This is a genomic window from Syntrophales bacterium, from assembly GCA_035363115.1.
Taxonomy (GTDB): domain Bacteria; phylum Desulfobacterota; class Syntrophia; order Syntrophales; family PHBD01; genus PHBD01.
In genome coordinates, this window is the sequence record DAOSEM010000006.1 from 83,626 (window position 1) to 97,827 (window position 14,202).

17 protein-coding genes are annotated in these 14,202 nt (G+C 60.8%); 13 read left to right on the top strand and 4 right to left on the bottom strand.

Going from position 1 to position 14,202, the window contains the following annotated elements:
• The first annotated feature begins 209 nt into the window (after nt 1-209).
• Genes PLO63_12440 through PLO63_12455 form a run of 4 tightly spaced genes read left to right on the top strand, consistent with a single transcriptional unit; the run spans nt 210 to nt 3,488 of the window.
• Nucleotides 210-1,040 carry a phosphate ABC transporter substrate-binding protein gene (locus PLO63_12440; GenBank protein ID HOI74943.1) on the top strand — a complete coding sequence of 277 codons (831 nt, stop codon included), beginning with the start codon at nt 210-212 and terminating at the stop codon, nt 1,038-1,040.
• On the top strand, nt 1,037-1,900 hold the full coding sequence (locus PLO63_12445) for an ABC transporter permease subunit (protein ID HOI74944.1): 864 nt from the start codon (nt 1,037-1,039) through the stop codon (nt 1,898-1,900). Before PLO63_12440 ends, PLO63_12445 begins: the two co-directional genes overlap by 4 nt.
• Nucleotides 1,897-2,778, top strand: coding sequence for a phosphate ABC transporter permease PstA (gene pstA / locus PLO63_12450; protein HOI74945.1), 882 nt, complete (start codon nt 1,897-1,899; stop codon nt 2,776-2,778). Before PLO63_12445 ends, pstA begins: the two co-directional genes overlap by 4 nt.
• A gap of 20 nt (nt 2,779-2,798) precedes the next feature.
• The gene (locus tag PLO63_12455; protein HOI74946.1) at nt 2,799-3,488 is read left to right on the top strand and encodes an ATP-binding cassette domain-containing protein; all 690 of its coding nucleotides are present in this window, start codon (nt 2,799-2,801) and stop codon (nt 3,486-3,488) included.
• Between the two features lie 97 nt (nt 3,489-3,585).
• On the opposite strand, the gene PLO63_12460 is transcribed toward PLO63_12455, so the two are convergent.
• Both PLO63_12460 and PLO63_12465 read right to left on the bottom strand, forming a co-directional pair.
• Nucleotides 3,586-4,056, bottom strand: coding sequence for a hypothetical protein (locus tag PLO63_12460; GenBank protein HOI74947.1), 471 nt, complete (start codon nt 4,054-4,056; stop codon nt 3,586-3,588).
• Nucleotides 4,057-4,133: 77 nt separating this feature from the next.
• Complete coding sequence (locus PLO63_12465; GenBank protein ID HOI74948.1) at nt 4,134-5,048, bottom strand: hypothetical protein; 915 nt, start codon at nt 5,046-5,048, stop codon at nt 4,134-4,136.
• A 484-nt stretch (nt 5,049-5,532) separates the two neighbouring features.
• On the opposite strand from PLO63_12465, the gene PLO63_12470 reads away from it, so the two are divergent.
• The 7 genes from PLO63_12470 to PLO63_12500 all read left to right on the top strand — a co-directional run bounded on the left by PLO63_12470 (nt 5,533) and on the right by PLO63_12500 (nt 11,054).
• Complete coding sequence (locus tag PLO63_12470) at nt 5,533-5,961, top strand: hypothetical protein (GenBank protein HOI74949.1); 429 nt, start codon at nt 5,533-5,535, stop codon at nt 5,959-5,961.
• A gap of 23 nt (nt 5,962-5,984) precedes the next feature.
• Nucleotides 5,985-6,650, top strand: coding sequence for a hypothetical protein (locus PLO63_12475; protein HOI74950.1), 666 nt, complete (start codon nt 5,985-5,987; stop codon nt 6,648-6,650).
• Nucleotides 6,651-6,685: 35 nt separating this feature from the next.
• Complete coding sequence (locus PLO63_12480) at nt 6,686-7,132, top strand: hypothetical protein (protein HOI74951.1); 447 nt, start codon at nt 6,686-6,688, stop codon at nt 7,130-7,132.
• 51 nt (nt 7,133-7,183) lie between these two features.
• The gene (locus tag PLO63_12485; GenBank protein HOI74952.1) at nt 7,184-7,894 is read left to right on the top strand and encodes a hypothetical protein; all 711 of its coding nucleotides are present in this window, start codon (nt 7,184-7,186) and stop codon (nt 7,892-7,894) included.
• An 87-nt stretch (nt 7,895-7,981) separates the two neighbouring features.
• Nucleotides 7,982-8,812 carry a hypothetical protein gene (locus PLO63_12490; GenBank protein HOI74953.1) on the top strand — a complete coding sequence of 277 codons (831 nt, stop codon included), beginning with the start codon at nt 7,982-7,984 and terminating at the stop codon, nt 8,810-8,812.
• A 116-nt stretch (nt 8,813-8,928) separates the two neighbouring features.
• Nucleotides 8,929-10,506 carry a diguanylate cyclase gene (locus PLO63_12495; protein HOI74954.1) on the top strand — a complete coding sequence of 526 codons (1,578 nt, stop codon included), beginning with the start codon at nt 8,929-8,931 and terminating at the stop codon, nt 10,504-10,506.
• Between the two features lie 164 nt (nt 10,507-10,670).
• Nucleotides 10,671-11,054, top strand: coding sequence for a hypothetical protein (locus tag PLO63_12500; GenBank protein ID HOI74955.1), 384 nt, complete (start codon nt 10,671-10,673; stop codon nt 11,052-11,054).
• 138 nt (nt 11,055-11,192) lie between these two features.
• Here PLO63_12500 and PLO63_12505 read toward each other — a convergent pair whose 3' ends face one another.
• The gene (locus PLO63_12505) at nt 11,193-11,654 is read right to left on the bottom strand and encodes a YaiI/YqxD family protein (GenBank protein ID HOI74956.1); all 462 of its coding nucleotides are present in this window, start codon (nt 11,652-11,654) and stop codon (nt 11,193-11,195) included.
• On the bottom strand, nt 11,651-11,848 hold the full coding sequence (locus tag PLO63_12510; GenBank protein ID HOI74957.1) for a YwbE family protein: 198 nt from the start codon (nt 11,846-11,848) through the stop codon (nt 11,651-11,653). The genes PLO63_12505 and PLO63_12510 overlap by 4 nt, the downstream gene beginning before the upstream one ends.
• 213 nt (nt 11,849-12,061) lie before the next feature.
• On the opposite strand from PLO63_12510, the gene PLO63_12515 reads away from it, so the two are divergent.
• Complete coding sequence (locus tag PLO63_12515; protein HOI74958.1) at nt 12,062-13,174, top strand: GGDEF domain-containing protein; 1,113 nt, start codon at nt 12,062-12,064, stop codon at nt 13,172-13,174.
• Nucleotides 13,171-14,100 (top strand): AraC family transcriptional regulator, encoded by a 930-nt coding sequence (locus PLO63_12520; protein ID HOI74959.1) that lies wholly within the window; start codon nt 13,171-13,173, stop codon nt 14,098-14,100. The genes PLO63_12515 and PLO63_12520 overlap by 4 nt, the downstream gene beginning before the upstream one ends.
• Nucleotides 14,101-14,202: the final 102 nt, after the last annotated feature.

The window sequence follows — 14,202 nt, forward strand, 5'->3', positions numbered from 1 at the left end:
GCCGCTTGCCATTCCGCGGCACGGGATCTCCTGCGGCCGCCGGGGGAAATCCTGTGCCGCTCCCCGGGCCGATGGCCCTATCAGCATATGGCATAATCCGCCCTATATTATGCATTATACTGATTTGACTTGTGAATTATCCCTATATATAGGAACGCACCAACTGCTGGAGACAACGTCTCAAACGACGAATCAAGGAGGAATCAAGCATGAGAAGAAGCATGGCGATCTGTTTCGCGGTGGTCTGTTCCGTCTTTTTCCTGTCCGCGCCCGTCCTTTCGGGAGAGCTCGACGCCTTCAAAGGGGAAAAGGGGACCCTGAAGATATCCGGGGGAACGGCCCACATTCCCGTGATGAAAGAGGCAGCCCAGAGGATCATGAGCGCCTTTCCGGAGATCCGGATCAGCATCGCCGCCGGAGGCTCCGGGGTGGGCATCAAGCAGGTGGGAGAAGGCCTGGTCAACATCGGGAACAGCGGCCGCAAGCCGACCGATGACGAGATTGCCCGCTACCAGCTCCAGATGCACCAGTGGGCCGTCGACGGCGTGGGTGTGGTCGTCAACCCGAAGAATCGGGTCAAGGCCCTGAGCAAGTCCCAGGTTGGGGACATCTTCGCAGGCAGGATCACAAGCTGGAAGGCCGTGGGAGGCGAGGACCGCCCGATCAACCTGTACACGCGCGACGAAGCGAGCGGCACCCGGGAGGTCTTCTGGGAGAAGGCGCTGAACAAGGGAAAAATCGCGCCCAGCTCCAACGTCGTGGTCTCCAACGGGGCCATGAAGTCGGCGGTATCGCAGGATCCATACGGCATCGGGTACGTGTCGGTCGGCCACATCGACCGCACGGTGGCTCCCGTGTCGCTCGACGGTGTGATTCCGACCATCCAGACCGTCAAGCAGGGCCAGTACAAGATCGCAAGGGGTCTTTACAGCAACACCAGGGGCAAGGCCGGGGGCCTGACGAAAAAGTTCATCGATTACCTCTACACGCCGGAAGGCCAGAAACTGATCCAGAAGCACGGTTTCATCCCGTATCCATGAGCGGCTGGAAGGAAACCCTGGCGGAGAGGGCGTTCGCCTTCTCCGCCTTGATCAGCGCCACAGCCACCCTGCTCATCCTCGGCTTCATGGTGGTCATGGCCTTCCCGCTGCTGAAAAGCGGCGGTGTCATCAGCCTGCTGACCCAACCCTGGGTTCCGCGGCAAGGCATCTTCGGCATTTACCCCATGCTCGTCACGACCGTGGGGATCTCCTGCTTGAGCCTGCTGTTCGCCTTCCCCCTCAGCCTCGGGTGCGCCTGCCTGATCCACCTGACCGGCCGGAGATCGTCGAATGTCTTCTTCCGGCGGATGGTCCAGCTCATGACAGGCATTCCCACGGTCATCTACGGCTTCGTCGGCATCTTCCTGCTGGTGCCGCTTGTCCGGGAGTTCTTCCAGACCGGCTCGGGAATGTGCCTCCTGACGGGGGCGATGATGCTGGGCATCCTGATCTCGCCGACGATGATCCTCTTCTTCTGCGACGGATTCGACCGGGTTCCCGGAGCCTACCTCCTGGCCGCGGATTCCGTCGGGGCGGATCCCGCGCAGAAGCTGCTCTACGTGGTTCTCCCCTCCGCGAAGAAGGGGATCCTGATCGGGGTCATCCTGGCCTTCGGCCGCGCGGCCGGCGACACGCTCATTTCGCTGATGATCGCCGGAAACGCCGCCCAGGTGCCGGGGTCCCTGCTCGACTCCGTGCGGACGCTGACGGCCCACATCGCCCTGGTCATCGCCGCCGACTACGAGAGCCCCGAGTTCCGGTCCATCTTCGCCTGCGGCCTGGTGCTCTACCTCTTCATCACGGTCATCATCGTCGCCGTCCGGCATCTGACCCTGGGAGAAAAGGAGACCGCAGCATGACCCGAACAATGGAGAGGCTGGTCGTCTGGTATTCCTGGTTCTCGGGGATGCTCCTGTTTGCCGCCGTATTTTCCCTGCTGGCGTACGTCGTCTTCCAGGGAGCCGGGACGGTCAACCTGAAACTCATCTTCGGCGAGACCCCGCCGCTGAAGGCGATTCTCCTTCAGCAGACCGTTTTCGACGGCCTCTTCCCCGCCGTGGCCGGCACGCTCCTTCTGGTGTGCCTCTCCGTCGCCGCGGCGGTTCCCGTCGGCATCGCCACCGGCATCTACCTGGCGGAGTACGCCCGTCCCCGTGTGAAGAATTTTTTCAACCTGGTCTTCGACATCCTTGCGGGCATTCCCTCCATCCTGGTCGGCCTCTTCGGGTTCGCCCTGGCTCTCTTCCTGCACAAGCATTATTCCAGGAGCATCCAGCCGTGCCTGCTCGTGTCGAGCCTGGCCCTGGCGTTTCTCGTTCTTCCCTACATCATCCGGACCACGCAGGAGGCCCTGGAAGGCCTTTCGCCCGACGTCCGCCTGACGGCCCTCTCCCTGGGCGCCACGAAGCTGCAGAACCTTTTCTACGTCCTGATTCCCAAGTCCCTCTCCGGAATCGTAAGCGGCGTCATTCTCGCCATCGGCCGCTGCGCCGAGGACACGGCGGTGATCATGCTGACGGGGGTGGTGGTCACGGCGGGCGTTCCGAAATCCCTGCTTTCGCCGTACGAAGCGCTTCCATTCTATATCTATTACATCTCCTCGCAGTACTCCAACCCCGACGAGCTGATGCGAGGGTACGGGGCGGCCCTGATTCTGCTCCTCCTGTGCCTCCTCCTCTTCGCGCTGGCGTTCGTGATCAAGAAGCGCCTGACCTACCTGGCCTTCTACCGTCCTTGAACCGTGAAGGGACAGAACCGATGAAAATAAACGTCGAGCACCTCGATTTCCACTATGGAACCCGGCACATCCTGAAGGACCTGACCGTTCGCTTCGAAGAGAACGCCGTCACCGCCCTCGTGGGTCCTTCCGGTGCCGGCAAATCCACCTTCCTCATCACGCTGAACCGGCTGTGGGAGAGTTATCCCGACGCCCGCCTGACCGGGCGGGTGGAAATCCATCTTCGTGGCGCCTGGACCGATATCCACCGGCGGGACGTCTCCGTGACGGATCTGCGCCGCCGCGTGGCCATGGTCTTTCAAACCCCGAATCCCCTGCCCATGAGCATTCTCCGGAACGTCACGTTTCCCCTCAAGCTGGCAGGAAACCGGGACCGGGAGGCAATGCGTGAGAAGGCACGGGAGGCACTGGAGATGGCCTACCTGTGGGATGAGGTGAAGCACCGGCTGAACGACGACGCCCGCAAGCTTTCCGGGGGCCAGCAGCAGCGTCTCTGCATCGCCCGGTCGCTTGTCCTCGAGCCGGAGGTGCTGCTGATGGACGAGCCCACGTCGTCGCTGGATCGAACGGCCAAGGAAGTCATCGAGGATCTGCTCCTGGAGCTCAAGAAGCGCTACACGGTCCTGGTGGTCTCCCACTACCTCGAACAGGTCGAGCGGGTGGCCGACCGGGTTGTGGCGTTTTCGGACGGCTCCATCGTTCCCGCATAGGGAAAGGAGCGCGAGCGGAAGGTTCCGCTCCGGCATCGCGTCCGGTTTCTCTGCACCGCATGGGAAAACGGAAGAAGTCCTGTCCGCCGCGGCCGAATCAGGACCGGAGCGTCGCGGTAAGCCTCAGCGGCCGGCGCAGGAGATCGAGGGCGTCCAGGATATCCCTCACCACGACATCCGCCGCAAGAAGGGTCTCCCCGGCGGCTCCCTCTTCCTGGATCACGGCAATCCCCAGGGCCGCCTCCCGGAGCATCAGGGCGTCGTTGCGGCCGTTTCCGATGCAGACGGCTTCCCCGGGCACAAGTCCCCGGACGTATTCCGCCTTCGCCCGCGCCTGGTCCTCTTTTTCGAGGATCGCCACGCTGCAGGGAACGCCCTCCAGCTCCCGCTGCACACCACCGAACGTGTCGGCCGTGAGGACGTGGACGGAGAAGTCCCTTGCGAGATCCGCCAGAATTTCACCGACGCCGCGGATGAGGCGGCCGTCACGGGCGATGGTTCCGTTGAAGTCGAGAACCAGGTGCACAAGCTTCCGCTTCCCGAAGCCGGGAATATCCAGTTCCAACAAGGAAAAATCCCTCCCTGAGCATAGCATTCACGACCGGAAGGATCGGACCGGCATCCACCCGTCGTCAAGAAAGGCCCTCAGACGCACTCGGTCTTCCAGATGCCCTCGTGAACGACGATGCGGGACGACTCGCCGGGCCGGTGGGGCTGCTTGTAGCCCGGAATGGTATACTCGCTGTCGTGGGGCAACTTCACGCCGAAGCCTCCCGCAACGGTGAAGGCCTGTGGCAGAATGGTGCGAATCTCACGCCGCCCGGCCGCCGCAATAAGCTCGCCGGCGGTCCGCCAGCCATTCAGGTCTTCCATGCTCTTGAGGGTGGGCGGCATGAGGACGATCTCTCTTCGCTCGTGAAGCTCCAGGGCCTCCCCGGGCATGAGCCATCTCGATTCCACAAGTTCCCGGTTGTCGTGCACCGGCACCTGGCAGTCCGGCAGCCAGGCCAGGAAAAAGCGGGTGTCGAACCGTTTCGATTCGATGTCCGGCGTGATCCAGTGGGAAAAGGGGACCAGACGATCCATGGTGAGGCGGATGTCTTCCCGCCGGACGATCTCGGCGAAGGTCGTTTTTCTCTCGTTGAGCGCCCGTCGGTGGACACGGTAACGCTCCGCCGTTTCCGGGTCGCTGAAATCAATCGCCTCGCCGCGGCTGCCGCAGGCGAGCAGCACCCCCGCTTCTTCAAAGGTCTCACGAATCGCCGCCACACAAAGTCCCAGGGCCGTCTTACCGGGGATGTCCGGCTCCTGAAGAAAACGGCCCGCCTCACCCTCGTCCAGGCCATCGATAAAGGGATAAAATGCCGGATCGCAGTCCGCCTCGTCGAGCCGGCCGCCGGGGAACACGTAGGCGCCTCCCATGAAGGACTGGTTGCTGTGCCTGCGCATCATGAAAATCTCGTACTGCCCCCTGCTGCCGTTGCGCACGACGATGACCGTGGCCGCGTCGCGCAGCGGATTCGTTTTCCCGGAAACTTCCTGAGTACCGTTGACGGACATGAAGACTCCTCCCACCGAGATTTGAGGGCCTGGCCGGCGCCCGGCACCCCTGCCACAAGCCGAAGAAAAGAGGTCTGACTCCTTACTCCGGTTTGCGGTTTACGTAGCACAAGAGGCCGGGGAAGAGAAAGGGACGGTTTGCCCGGGATGTCATCTCCAGGGGGCCGGCCGCGGGACTGCCGCATCTCCAGCCCCGCGGAGCATCGCCCATTGCGGGCAACCCGGAAATGCGCTAAAAGAGTGGCGTCGTCAGGCAGTTCTTCCATCATGCGTTTGGCGTGCAGACCGCATCGAGGCCCGGGAGCCGCCGAACAGACCGTCCGACGGCCTTCATGCCCCGCCCCGACATGAAGACCCCGGGAATCGCCATCCGGACTCGATTGGGAGATTCATCGAATCATGACCCGTCGATCCAGCATCGCTCCACTCGAACACCCGATCCCGATCAGTGGAATCGGTCCGCCCTGACCGAAAGGAGGACTCCATGCTCCGTTTCCTCATGCCGTTTGTCGTCATGATCGTCCTCATGGCCGGCGCCGTGCTGGTCATGGCCTTCGTACCCCTGGGAGAGCCGCCGCTGCCCCACACCCTGATCGTCCTGGGCGTCGTGCTGGTGTCCCTGCTGGTCTTCTACCTGAATGCCCGCTTCATGATGAAACCGAATCCCCGGCAGGAAAAGATCCTGACCGAGGGAACCTCGGCCCGGGCGGAGGTCCTCGCCATCGAGGACACCGGCCTGACCATGAACATGGATCCCATGGTCGCCCTGACCGTGAAGGTCAAACCCGCGTACGGCAGTTCCTTCCAGGTGAAGGCGAACGTCCTGGTTTCCCGCGTGGCCATCCCCCGGCCGGGCGACGTGATCAGCGTCCGCTACGATCCGGACGATCCGCAGAGGATGGTTGTCGTTTAGACCTTTGACGAAGGGAGGTTGCGATGAAGAAATGCACATGGTTCCTGGTCTTTTGCTTCGTTCTCTCAACGGCATGCGCGGAGGCGGCGGGAAAGGACAAAACGGTCCCCTTCGATTTCCCCGATCTGAAACAGGAGGATCTCGCCAAGAGATACGTAAAGCATGCCTTCAAGGACAGGAAAAATCCGCTTTTCCGTTTCGAGATGGTCTTTCCGAAGGACTGGAAGGCCATCAATATCAAGGAGCCCGCGGAGCTCCCGGACGACGGCACCTTCGTCGAGATCGGCGCCTTTCACCGCTTCCGGACGCCGAATAATCCCAAGAGCGATATTCTCGCCGCGATCTATATCACCGCGGTGCGCGTTCCCGCGGACTGGTCCGATGTGCAGGCCGTGGACAAGGCCGCGGAACACCTGTTGAAAGGGCACCGTTTCAGCGTTCTGCAATCCAGGGAATACAAACTCTCCAGGACGACGCTGAAGGACATGCTGATCACCTACAAGGTTCCAAAGGATAAGGCATACTGGTCCCGGATCACGGGGTTCAAGGTCAAAGACGAGTCGGGAGCCGGTCCGCGGGCAAAGAAGGACATCCTCTACCTGGTGCAGCTGAACACGTCGGAGAAGGACTACAAGGCTTTTGCGGCGGAGGCGTTTTACGTGGCCAAAGTGACACTGCGGCTGGAATGAAGGACACAACGGAGGGAGGTGTCTGCATGCGTTGCATGGGTGTAAAACGTAGCCGTTCCAGGGACGGCATGGCGGCCGGAATCATCCTGGGGCTCGCCGTGTCGATGATTATCCTGTCGGCTGCTCTTTTTCTCCCCATCGCCTCGGCGGCGGAGACGGCCGTAAAATCGGCAAAAGAGACCGTCGCCGACGCGAAGAGCACGTTCAACGAGGAGATGAGAAAAGCGAGGGTCGCCTTCAACGACGCGATTCAAAAGGCGAAGGAAGATTATCGGAAGGCCGTCCGGCAGGCGAATGAGGACATGAAATCCGTCAAGGAATCCGCCACCGGCAAGGCCAGGGAAGTCAGGCAGGCCGGTCTCGATCAGATCCGGGAGGCGAAGGTGAATCTGAGGCTGGCCCAGCGAAAAGCGAAGGCAGAGTGGCAGCAGGCAAAGGAAGCGGCTAACCGGAAATACCGGGAAGCCCGTTCCGGACAATAAGCCCCCGCGGAACATGAGCGGGAGGGAAGGCTTGCGGAGGAAGGAGGTCCAATGATGAAAAAGACAGGGTGTATACTGATCATGGCGGCATGGCTGATCCTAGCGCCGTCCCTTGCCACGGCGGACGTGGATGTGAATATCAACATCGGCATCCCGCTGCCGCCGCCCATCGTGTTCCCGGCTCCGCCGGAGGTCATCGTGATTCCCGAGACCTATGTCTACGCCGTTCCGGACGTCGATGTGGACATTTTCTTCTACAACGGCTGGTGGTGGCGTCCCTGGGAGGGGCGCTGGTACCGCTCGCGGTATTACGACAGGGACTGGGTTTACTACAACCGGGCGCCCGCCTTCTACAAGCGCGTCCCTCCGGGGTGGCGCAAGGATTTCCGCGACCGCCGCTGGAAGGGGTACGACTGGGACCAGCGCCGCATCCCGCATGGCGACATGGAGAGAAACTGGCGCGGCTGGCAGAACCAGAAGCACTGGGAAAGGACGAACTATTGGGGCGTGAAGGGAAAACAGCCCCGGACACAGGCGCCTGTGCGCAGCCGGCAGCAGCAGTTCAGGGACGACCGCCCGGGTCCGCCGGTGAAGCAGGCCGCCCCGCCGCAGGGGCAGGTCAGGCCGGGCCAGGACCGCCGGGACAGGGACATGGACGACGATCGAGGCAGAGGCCGCGGCAGAGGAAAGGGTCCCCAGAAGGACGACCGGAACCGCGACCGCGATGACGATCGGAACCGTGACAGAGACGGCCGGAGATAAGCCGGGCCCGTGAGTACCCGAACGACGGCCCCTGCGGGAAAGCGCAGGGGCTGTCGTTTGTTCCGGTCGGCTCCCCAGGTGCTTGATATGAAGAAGAAAGCCATCCTGTTCCTGATGGTCGCCGCCGCCATGGCGGCGCTCGGATATCTCTTCCTGTTCGGGAAGCTGTTCCCGTATTCCCCGGTGGTCGTCGGCTTCGAGCGGCACGAGACCGAGCGGGCGGTCATCCATGTGGAGCGGGGCGCGCTCTTCGACCGGTTCGGGGAGATCGACTCCCACATCCGCCGGGTGGAGGAGTTTCACACCCTTTCATTCCGGAAAAAACCGAGAATCTTCTTCTTCGGCGACCGGAAGACCTATGCCCACCGCTCTCCGTCGCAGGCCAGGTTCTGCGCCCTTTACAACGGCGACATCGTCGTTTCTCCATGGGCCCAGAAGGAAGCCTCGGAAGGCCTGATTTCCATGGAGATTTACCTGAGGCATGAACTGTCCCACGCCCTGATCTACCAGAACGCGGGCCTCCTCAATGCCTTCCGGTATCCGAAATGGCTCCTGGAGGGCATCGCCGTCTACAGTGCCGGCCAGATGGGCACATCCTGGTATCCCACGAAGGAGCAGGTGTACGGCCATATTCGAAACGGCGATTTCATGCCGCCCGAATTCTACGGAACCGGCAAGGAAGAGCAGGTCCGGATCACCGCCGGATCCAGAACCGCCTTTATCTATTCCGAGTTTGCCTGCATCGTCGATTCCCTGGTGACAACATACGGCCGGGAAAAATTCCTGGCGTACATGAAAGAGCTCCTGGACGGCGGCGATCACGACAAGGTGTTCGCGAGGATTTTCGGTACCGGCTTTAACAAATACATCGGCGATTTCAGGGAATCGGTGATGCGGCAGACCGAAGGCAGATCCTGAGCAATCCCGCGTTATTTTGTAACCTTACGGCAGGCTGTTCATTTTTCTCTCAATATGCTAATAAGAGCCGCCCTTCCTCCATCGGAACAAAATAAACGCTGACCGGACCGGCACCCATGATCTCACGGCTGCTCGAAAAGATAAGAGACTTCATCAAGGGCAATCCGGAACGATCCACCTACCGCAAAGAATACATGGAGTACCTGCACAGGCAGGCAAGGGGATTGCAGCGCCCCGCTGCCCTGCTGGCCATGGTCTCCTGGATCCACTTCGCCTTTTTCCTGGATCCTGAAATTCATCCCGAATTCCCCGAATTGTTTTATTTCCGGATGGGACTGAGTGCCGTCGGCCTGATCGTCTTCGCCGCCACCTTCTTCAAGAGCACCCGGGGCAGAGGTCTCGGCCTCCTCTACGTGCTGCTGGCCTACCTGCTCTTCAGTTGCGCCTATTTTACGGGCAGGATCGCCGACGACCCGAGCTACACCTCCGGCTTCATGCTCGTCATCGCCATCGCCACGTTCCTGCCCTCGCGGCTGATTGTCCTGTACGGGTATTACACTCTCTCCATCATGATCTTTGTTGGCGCCATCCTGAGCCACGGACCGGATATCAGCTCCTGGGCAGTCCATTATTCCATGAACAACCTTGTCATCGCGTACGTGTTTGCCGCCCTGGCGGCATTCCTGTTCGAGCGGTTCCGATTCAGCACATTCCTGAACCAGCACCGGATCACCCAGTCAAACAAGGATTTGCTGTATGAAATCGCCGAACGCGAGCAGGCCCAGGAGGCGCTTCGGGAAAGCGAGGAGCGTTACCGGTCGCTCGTGGAGCAGGCGAGCGAGATCATCATCCGGACGGACGGCAATGGAAACATATCCTTCCTGAATCCGGCCGTATTTTCGGTTATGGGATATGAAGAGAAGGAATTGATCGGAAAACAGTACCTGGACTTCGTCCATCCCGACGAGCGGGAGGCCGTCAACCGGTTCTTCGGCCGCCAGTTCGTCAAGAAGCTGCACAACACCTATCTCGAATATCCCCTGAGAACCAAGCAGGGCAACAAGGTCTGGCTCGGCCAGAATACCCAGTTGATCCTGAAGGACGGCCAGCCGGCGGGCTTTCAGGCCGTGGCCCGGGACCTGACGGAGAAGAAGAAAATGGAGTCGGAGATCCTGGCCCTCTCCATCACGGATCCGCTCACGGGCCTGCACAACAGGAGGGGCTTCCTGTCTCTCGCGACCCAGCAGCTGAAAGTCGCGGAACGGGACAAGAGCGAGATGCTGCTCCTTTTCGCGGACCTGGACGGCCTGAAATGGATCAACGACACCCTCGGCCACGAAGAGGGCGACAAGGCTCTCACCGAGGCGTCAGCCGTCCTGAGGGAATCGTTCCGGACCTCCGACATCGTCGCCCGCCTCGGAGGAGACGAGTTCGCAGCCCTCGCCGTCGATACGACCGAGGCGGATGCCCGGATCATCACCGCCCGACTGCAGGCCCTGATCGATGCCAAGAACCGCCAGGAGAACCGGAAATTCGCTCTTTCCATCAGTGTCGGCTGCTCCTGCTACGATCCATCCCATCCCTGTACCATCGACGAGCTCATCGTCTCGGCGGACAAGGCGATGTACGAGCAGAAGCAGTGCCGAAAGTGCCTGCCCGTGAGAGAGAATCAGCCCGCCGTCGGCGCTCGGTGACGTCCGGCGACTCCCCTCTGCGCCCTGGCGCCCTTTTTCCGCACCTGTACCGTCTTGCGTGTACAGCGACGTCCTGCCGGCCTTCAAGCGGGCGGCCGAAAAAGCGGGAAACGGACATGGCGCGCAGGCCGGCATCAGACAACATCCAAGGAGGTACAAGTGCCATGCAGCCGAAACTCCGCACCACCGTGGCCTACATCGCCGGACGCATCATCACGGGCCTGGACGCGCTGTCCATCTACGATCACTTCCAGTCCAAGGCCGTACGTTTCGAGGCGACCCTGGGCCCCCGATACGTCAAGGTATTCAACGACGACCGGGGGTGCTACACCGCCGGTCCGGGAGAGGCGAACTGCTTCGATCTGTACGATTTCGGCCACGGCCATTCCATCGAGCTGGAAATATCCGGAAACAAGTTCAAAGGGTATGACGATCTGGCCCCGTGCCATTTCAGCGGCGAGGTGAACGGAGACGAGATCGCCTTCTATGACGACGGCGAGGAAAAGACGTTCTACTTCAGCTTCAAGGAGCCATCGAACAATTCCTGACAAGAATGCCGGCCGCCGTCATCGCCGCCCGAACAGGGTCAAAGCAGTGGCTTGCTCATGAAAAATCCTGTTCTTAGACATACGGCCAAAGAAAGGCAGGGGCAATCGACCCTGCCTCTCCTCTTGTCGTTGAGGATATCACACTTCTTTCAACCGCCTGGTCAGAAAGCGGTCCAGTTGATTGACAAAGGCCTGGCAGTCTTTCTTGCCGAACACCGGCGGGCCGCCCGTCATCATGCCGCCTTCCCTCAGCTCGCTCAGCAGGTCACGCGTGGCCAGCCTGTCCTTGATGTTGTCCTCCGTGTAAAGCCTTCCCCGGTAGTCGAGCGCAAAGGCGCCCTTGGCGACCACCCGGTCGGCAAGCGGAATATCCGCGGTGATCACCAAGTCTCCCGGCTGCGCCATTTCCACGATGCGGTCATCGGCAACGTCGGGTCCTTCCGGTACGAGCATGCTTGAGACCATGGCCGAAGGTTCGTATCGAACAGGCTTATTGGCCACGAAAACCACGGGCACCCGGAGGCGCACGGCGGCCCTGAGCAGCAGGTCCTTGGCCGCATTCGGAAATCCGTCCGCATCGACATAGATCCGGATGCTCATGAATCCAGGATCTCTTTGACGCGGCCGACGACGCCGCTCTGCAGGCGCACCTTGATGCCGTGGGGATGGCTGGGCGATCTGGTGAGGATGTCTTCGACAATGCCCTCGGTCAGCCTGCCGCTCGACTGATCCTGTTTCCGGACGACCTTCACGCGCAGCCCGGGCCTGATATTCGATCGACTGTTTCCGTTCATGGTCGGGACCTTTCCCATAAAAGCATAGAGAAAACAAGAAGATTCGCCGCCATTTCTTCATGAAGCACGTCTTCCGGATCCCGTCTGTGGATCTGTACCGCAAGCAAGCCGATTTGCCGTCTTGACGACAGGGAGCATCCCGGGTTACCCGGGATCGACATCGGGAAAAGCCCGATCCATCCCGTCATGCCGCCAACGGCAAAGGAAAAGACCATGAATTCCATCTCCATCGAGAGCAGGCTTTACGTCATCATCCTGTATTTCTGCATTATTCTGTCGGCGATCAGCATCGCCGGCAATTTCATCTCCCGTTTTCCCCTCGCCATCAGCGTGAAATGGGGAGCCCTCATCCTGGTTGCCCTGTTTGCCTACATCATTGAAAAAAAGGGACAGCGCGTCGAAGAGGCCCGGTCCCTGTTCTTCGCCTTCGTCATCCTGATGTTCCTTCCCTTTGCCTTTCTCGATTCGGGTGGAAGCAACAACAACGCCCTCGGCTACACATTCCTGATCCTGGTCGCCGTTACCTACCTGTTCAAGGAACGGACACGGCTGGCTCTGATCGCCGCGCTGATTGCCGTTTTTGTCCTGCTGCTCCTTGTCGAGTACCACCTCCCCCACCTGGTCCATCAGCAGCCGGCCCGGGCGCAGCTCATCGACCGCATGATCCAGGTTCCGCTGCAGATTGTGGCGATCTTCCTGATTATCCTTCAGTTTTCCCGCGCCTATGACCGGACCAACCAGGAACTGGCCGAAGAGAGGGCAAAACTCCAGGATTCCATGGAGCGGCTGATCCTGTCGGAGCAGAAACTGCAGGAGTCGAATCTCGAGCTGGAGCGCCTGGCCGTCACGGACAAACTGACCCAACTGCCGAACCGCGTGAAGATCGATGAAATTCTCGAGCAGGAGCTGGCCCGGACAGGACGAAGCGGGCAGGAGTTCTCCATCCTGATCCTGGATATCGATTACTTCAAATCGATCAACGACACCCATGGCCATCAGGCGGGCGACGCGGTTTTGAAAGAGTTTGCCTCAACGGTGAAGGACAGCCTGAGAAAAACCGACACCGTCGGGCGCTGGGGCGGAGAGGAATTCCTGATTGTCGTACCGGCCGTCGGCATCGAGGCGGCGGCGGTCACGGCGGAGAAGCTGCGCCGGGTCATCGAGACAAGCCGATTCACCGGCGTTCCCGGGATCACGTGCAGTTTCGGCGTCACGTCATCCGTCCCGGGCGATTCCGTGGCCGCCATGATTACCCGCGCCGACCAGGCCCTCTACCGGGCCAAAAACGCCGGCCGGAACAGGATCGAGGTGGAGTCCGGCCCATGAAAAACCCCGTCCTGCGGCACACGGCCATGGAGTACCGGAGACGCATCTGCCGCGCCATGAACTTCATCAGCCACAACCTCGACCGGGATCTTTCCCTGGAAGAGATCGCCGGATCGGCAAATTTCTCGATGTTTCACTTCCACCGGATCTTCAAGGCCGTGGTGGGCGAGACCGTCGCGGAGTTCACCCGGAGGCTCCGCCTGGAGCTGGCCGCCAACCGGCTACTCTCCGACCGGCATGACAGCATCACCTCGATCGCCATGGACTGCGGATTCTCGAGCTCCCAGAACTTCGCCAAAGCGTTTCGCCAGTCTTTCGGGATGACGCCCTCGGCCTATCGAAAAAGCAAGCAGGGAAACAAAGTCAGCAAGCAGGAAAACGCCCTGTCGCTTTGGATCGGGTACGGTTCCGGCACCGGGTTCGAAGCGGACCCGGAAAAAAGCGAAAGGATGAGAGCCATGAACGCAGAAGTCAAACAGATGCCGGAGTACCATGTCGCCTACGTGCGAAGGATCGGGCCATACGGCAAGGAAACATGCGAGGGGGCGTTCAATGAACTGATGCGGTGGGCAGGTCCGCGCGGCTTTCTGCAATCCGGTGAGACCATGATGGTCTACTGGGACAATCCCGAAGTGACCCCGCCGGAGAAGTGCCGCATCGACGCCTGTGTGAGCGTTCCCCGGGGAACGACAGCGGAAGGCCAGATCGGCATGCAGACCATCCGCGGCGGATATTACGCCGTCTGCCGTTTCGAGATCGCCCCGGACGGCTTTCAGGAAGCCTGGGAGAGCGCCTTTGCCTGGATCGTCAGCAGTGGGTGTGAATGCGAAGACCTTCCCTGCTACGAGCTGTACCACAACAACGCCGAAGAACACCCCGAGGGCAAGTGGATCTTCGACATCTGCGTCCCCCTGAAGCGCCGGTAGCCGTCGTCTCCATGGAATTTCGGACCGGATATTGACCACCGAGCGGCGCGGGCAGGAATCCGCGTCGTTCATTTCCTTGTCAACGTCAGGTCCTAACTTCAA

Excerpts from the sequence above, each read along its gene's own strand:
- PLO63_12445 (HOI74944.1), top strand. The coding sequence starts at position 1,037 with ATGAGCGGCTGGAAGGAAACCCTGGCGGAGAGGGCGTTCGCCTTCTCC.
- PLO63_12475 (HOI74950.1), top strand. The coding sequence starts at position 5,985 with ATGAAGAAATGCACATGGTTCCTGGTCTTTTGCTTCGTTCTCTCAACG.
- PLO63_12485 (HOI74952.1), top strand. The coding sequence starts at position 7,184 with ATGATGAAAAAGACAGGGTGTATACTGATCATGGCGGCATGGCTGATC.
- PLO63_12505 (HOI74956.1), bottom strand. The coding sequence starts at position 11,654 with ATGAGCATCCGGATCTATGTCGATGCGGACGGATTTCCGAATGCGGCC.
- PLO63_12510 (HOI74957.1), bottom strand. The coding sequence starts at position 11,848 with ATGAACGGAAACAGTCGATCGAATATCAGGCCCGGGCTGCGCGTGAAG.
- PLO63_12440 (HOI74943.1), top strand. The coding sequence starts at position 210 with ATGAGAAGAAGCATGGCGATCTGTTTCGCGGTGGTCTGTTCCGTCTTT.
- PLO63_12495 (HOI74954.1), top strand. The coding sequence starts at position 8,929 with ATGATCTCACGGCTGCTCGAAAAGATAAGAGACTTCATCAAGGGCAAT.
- pstA (HOI74945.1), top strand. The coding sequence starts at position 1,897 with ATGACCCGAACAATGGAGAGGCTGGTCGTCTGGTATTCCTGGTTCTCG.
- PLO63_12500 (HOI74955.1), top strand. The coding sequence starts at position 10,671 with ATGCAGCCGAAACTCCGCACCACCGTGGCCTACATCGCCGGACGCATC.
- PLO63_12515 (HOI74958.1), top strand. The coding sequence starts at position 12,062 with ATGAATTCCATCTCCATCGAGAGCAGGCTTTACGTCATCATCCTGTAT.
- PLO63_12480 (HOI74951.1), top strand. The coding sequence starts at position 6,686 with ATGGGTGTAAAACGTAGCCGTTCCAGGGACGGCATGGCGGCCGGAATC.
- PLO63_12455 (HOI74946.1), top strand. The coding sequence starts at position 2,799 with ATGAAAATAAACGTCGAGCACCTCGATTTCCACTATGGAACCCGGCAC.
- PLO63_12520 (HOI74959.1), top strand. The coding sequence starts at position 13,171 with ATGAAAAACCCCGTCCTGCGGCACACGGCCATGGAGTACCGGAGACGC.
- PLO63_12490 (HOI74953.1), top strand. The coding sequence starts at position 7,982 with ATGAAGAAGAAAGCCATCCTGTTCCTGATGGTCGCCGCCGCCATGGCG.
- PLO63_12465 (HOI74948.1), bottom strand. The coding sequence starts at position 5,048 with ATGTCCGTCAACGGTACTCAGGAAGTTTCCGGGAAAACGAATCCGCTG.
- PLO63_12470 (HOI74949.1), top strand. The coding sequence starts at position 5,533 with ATGCTCCGTTTCCTCATGCCGTTTGTCGTCATGATCGTCCTCATGGCC.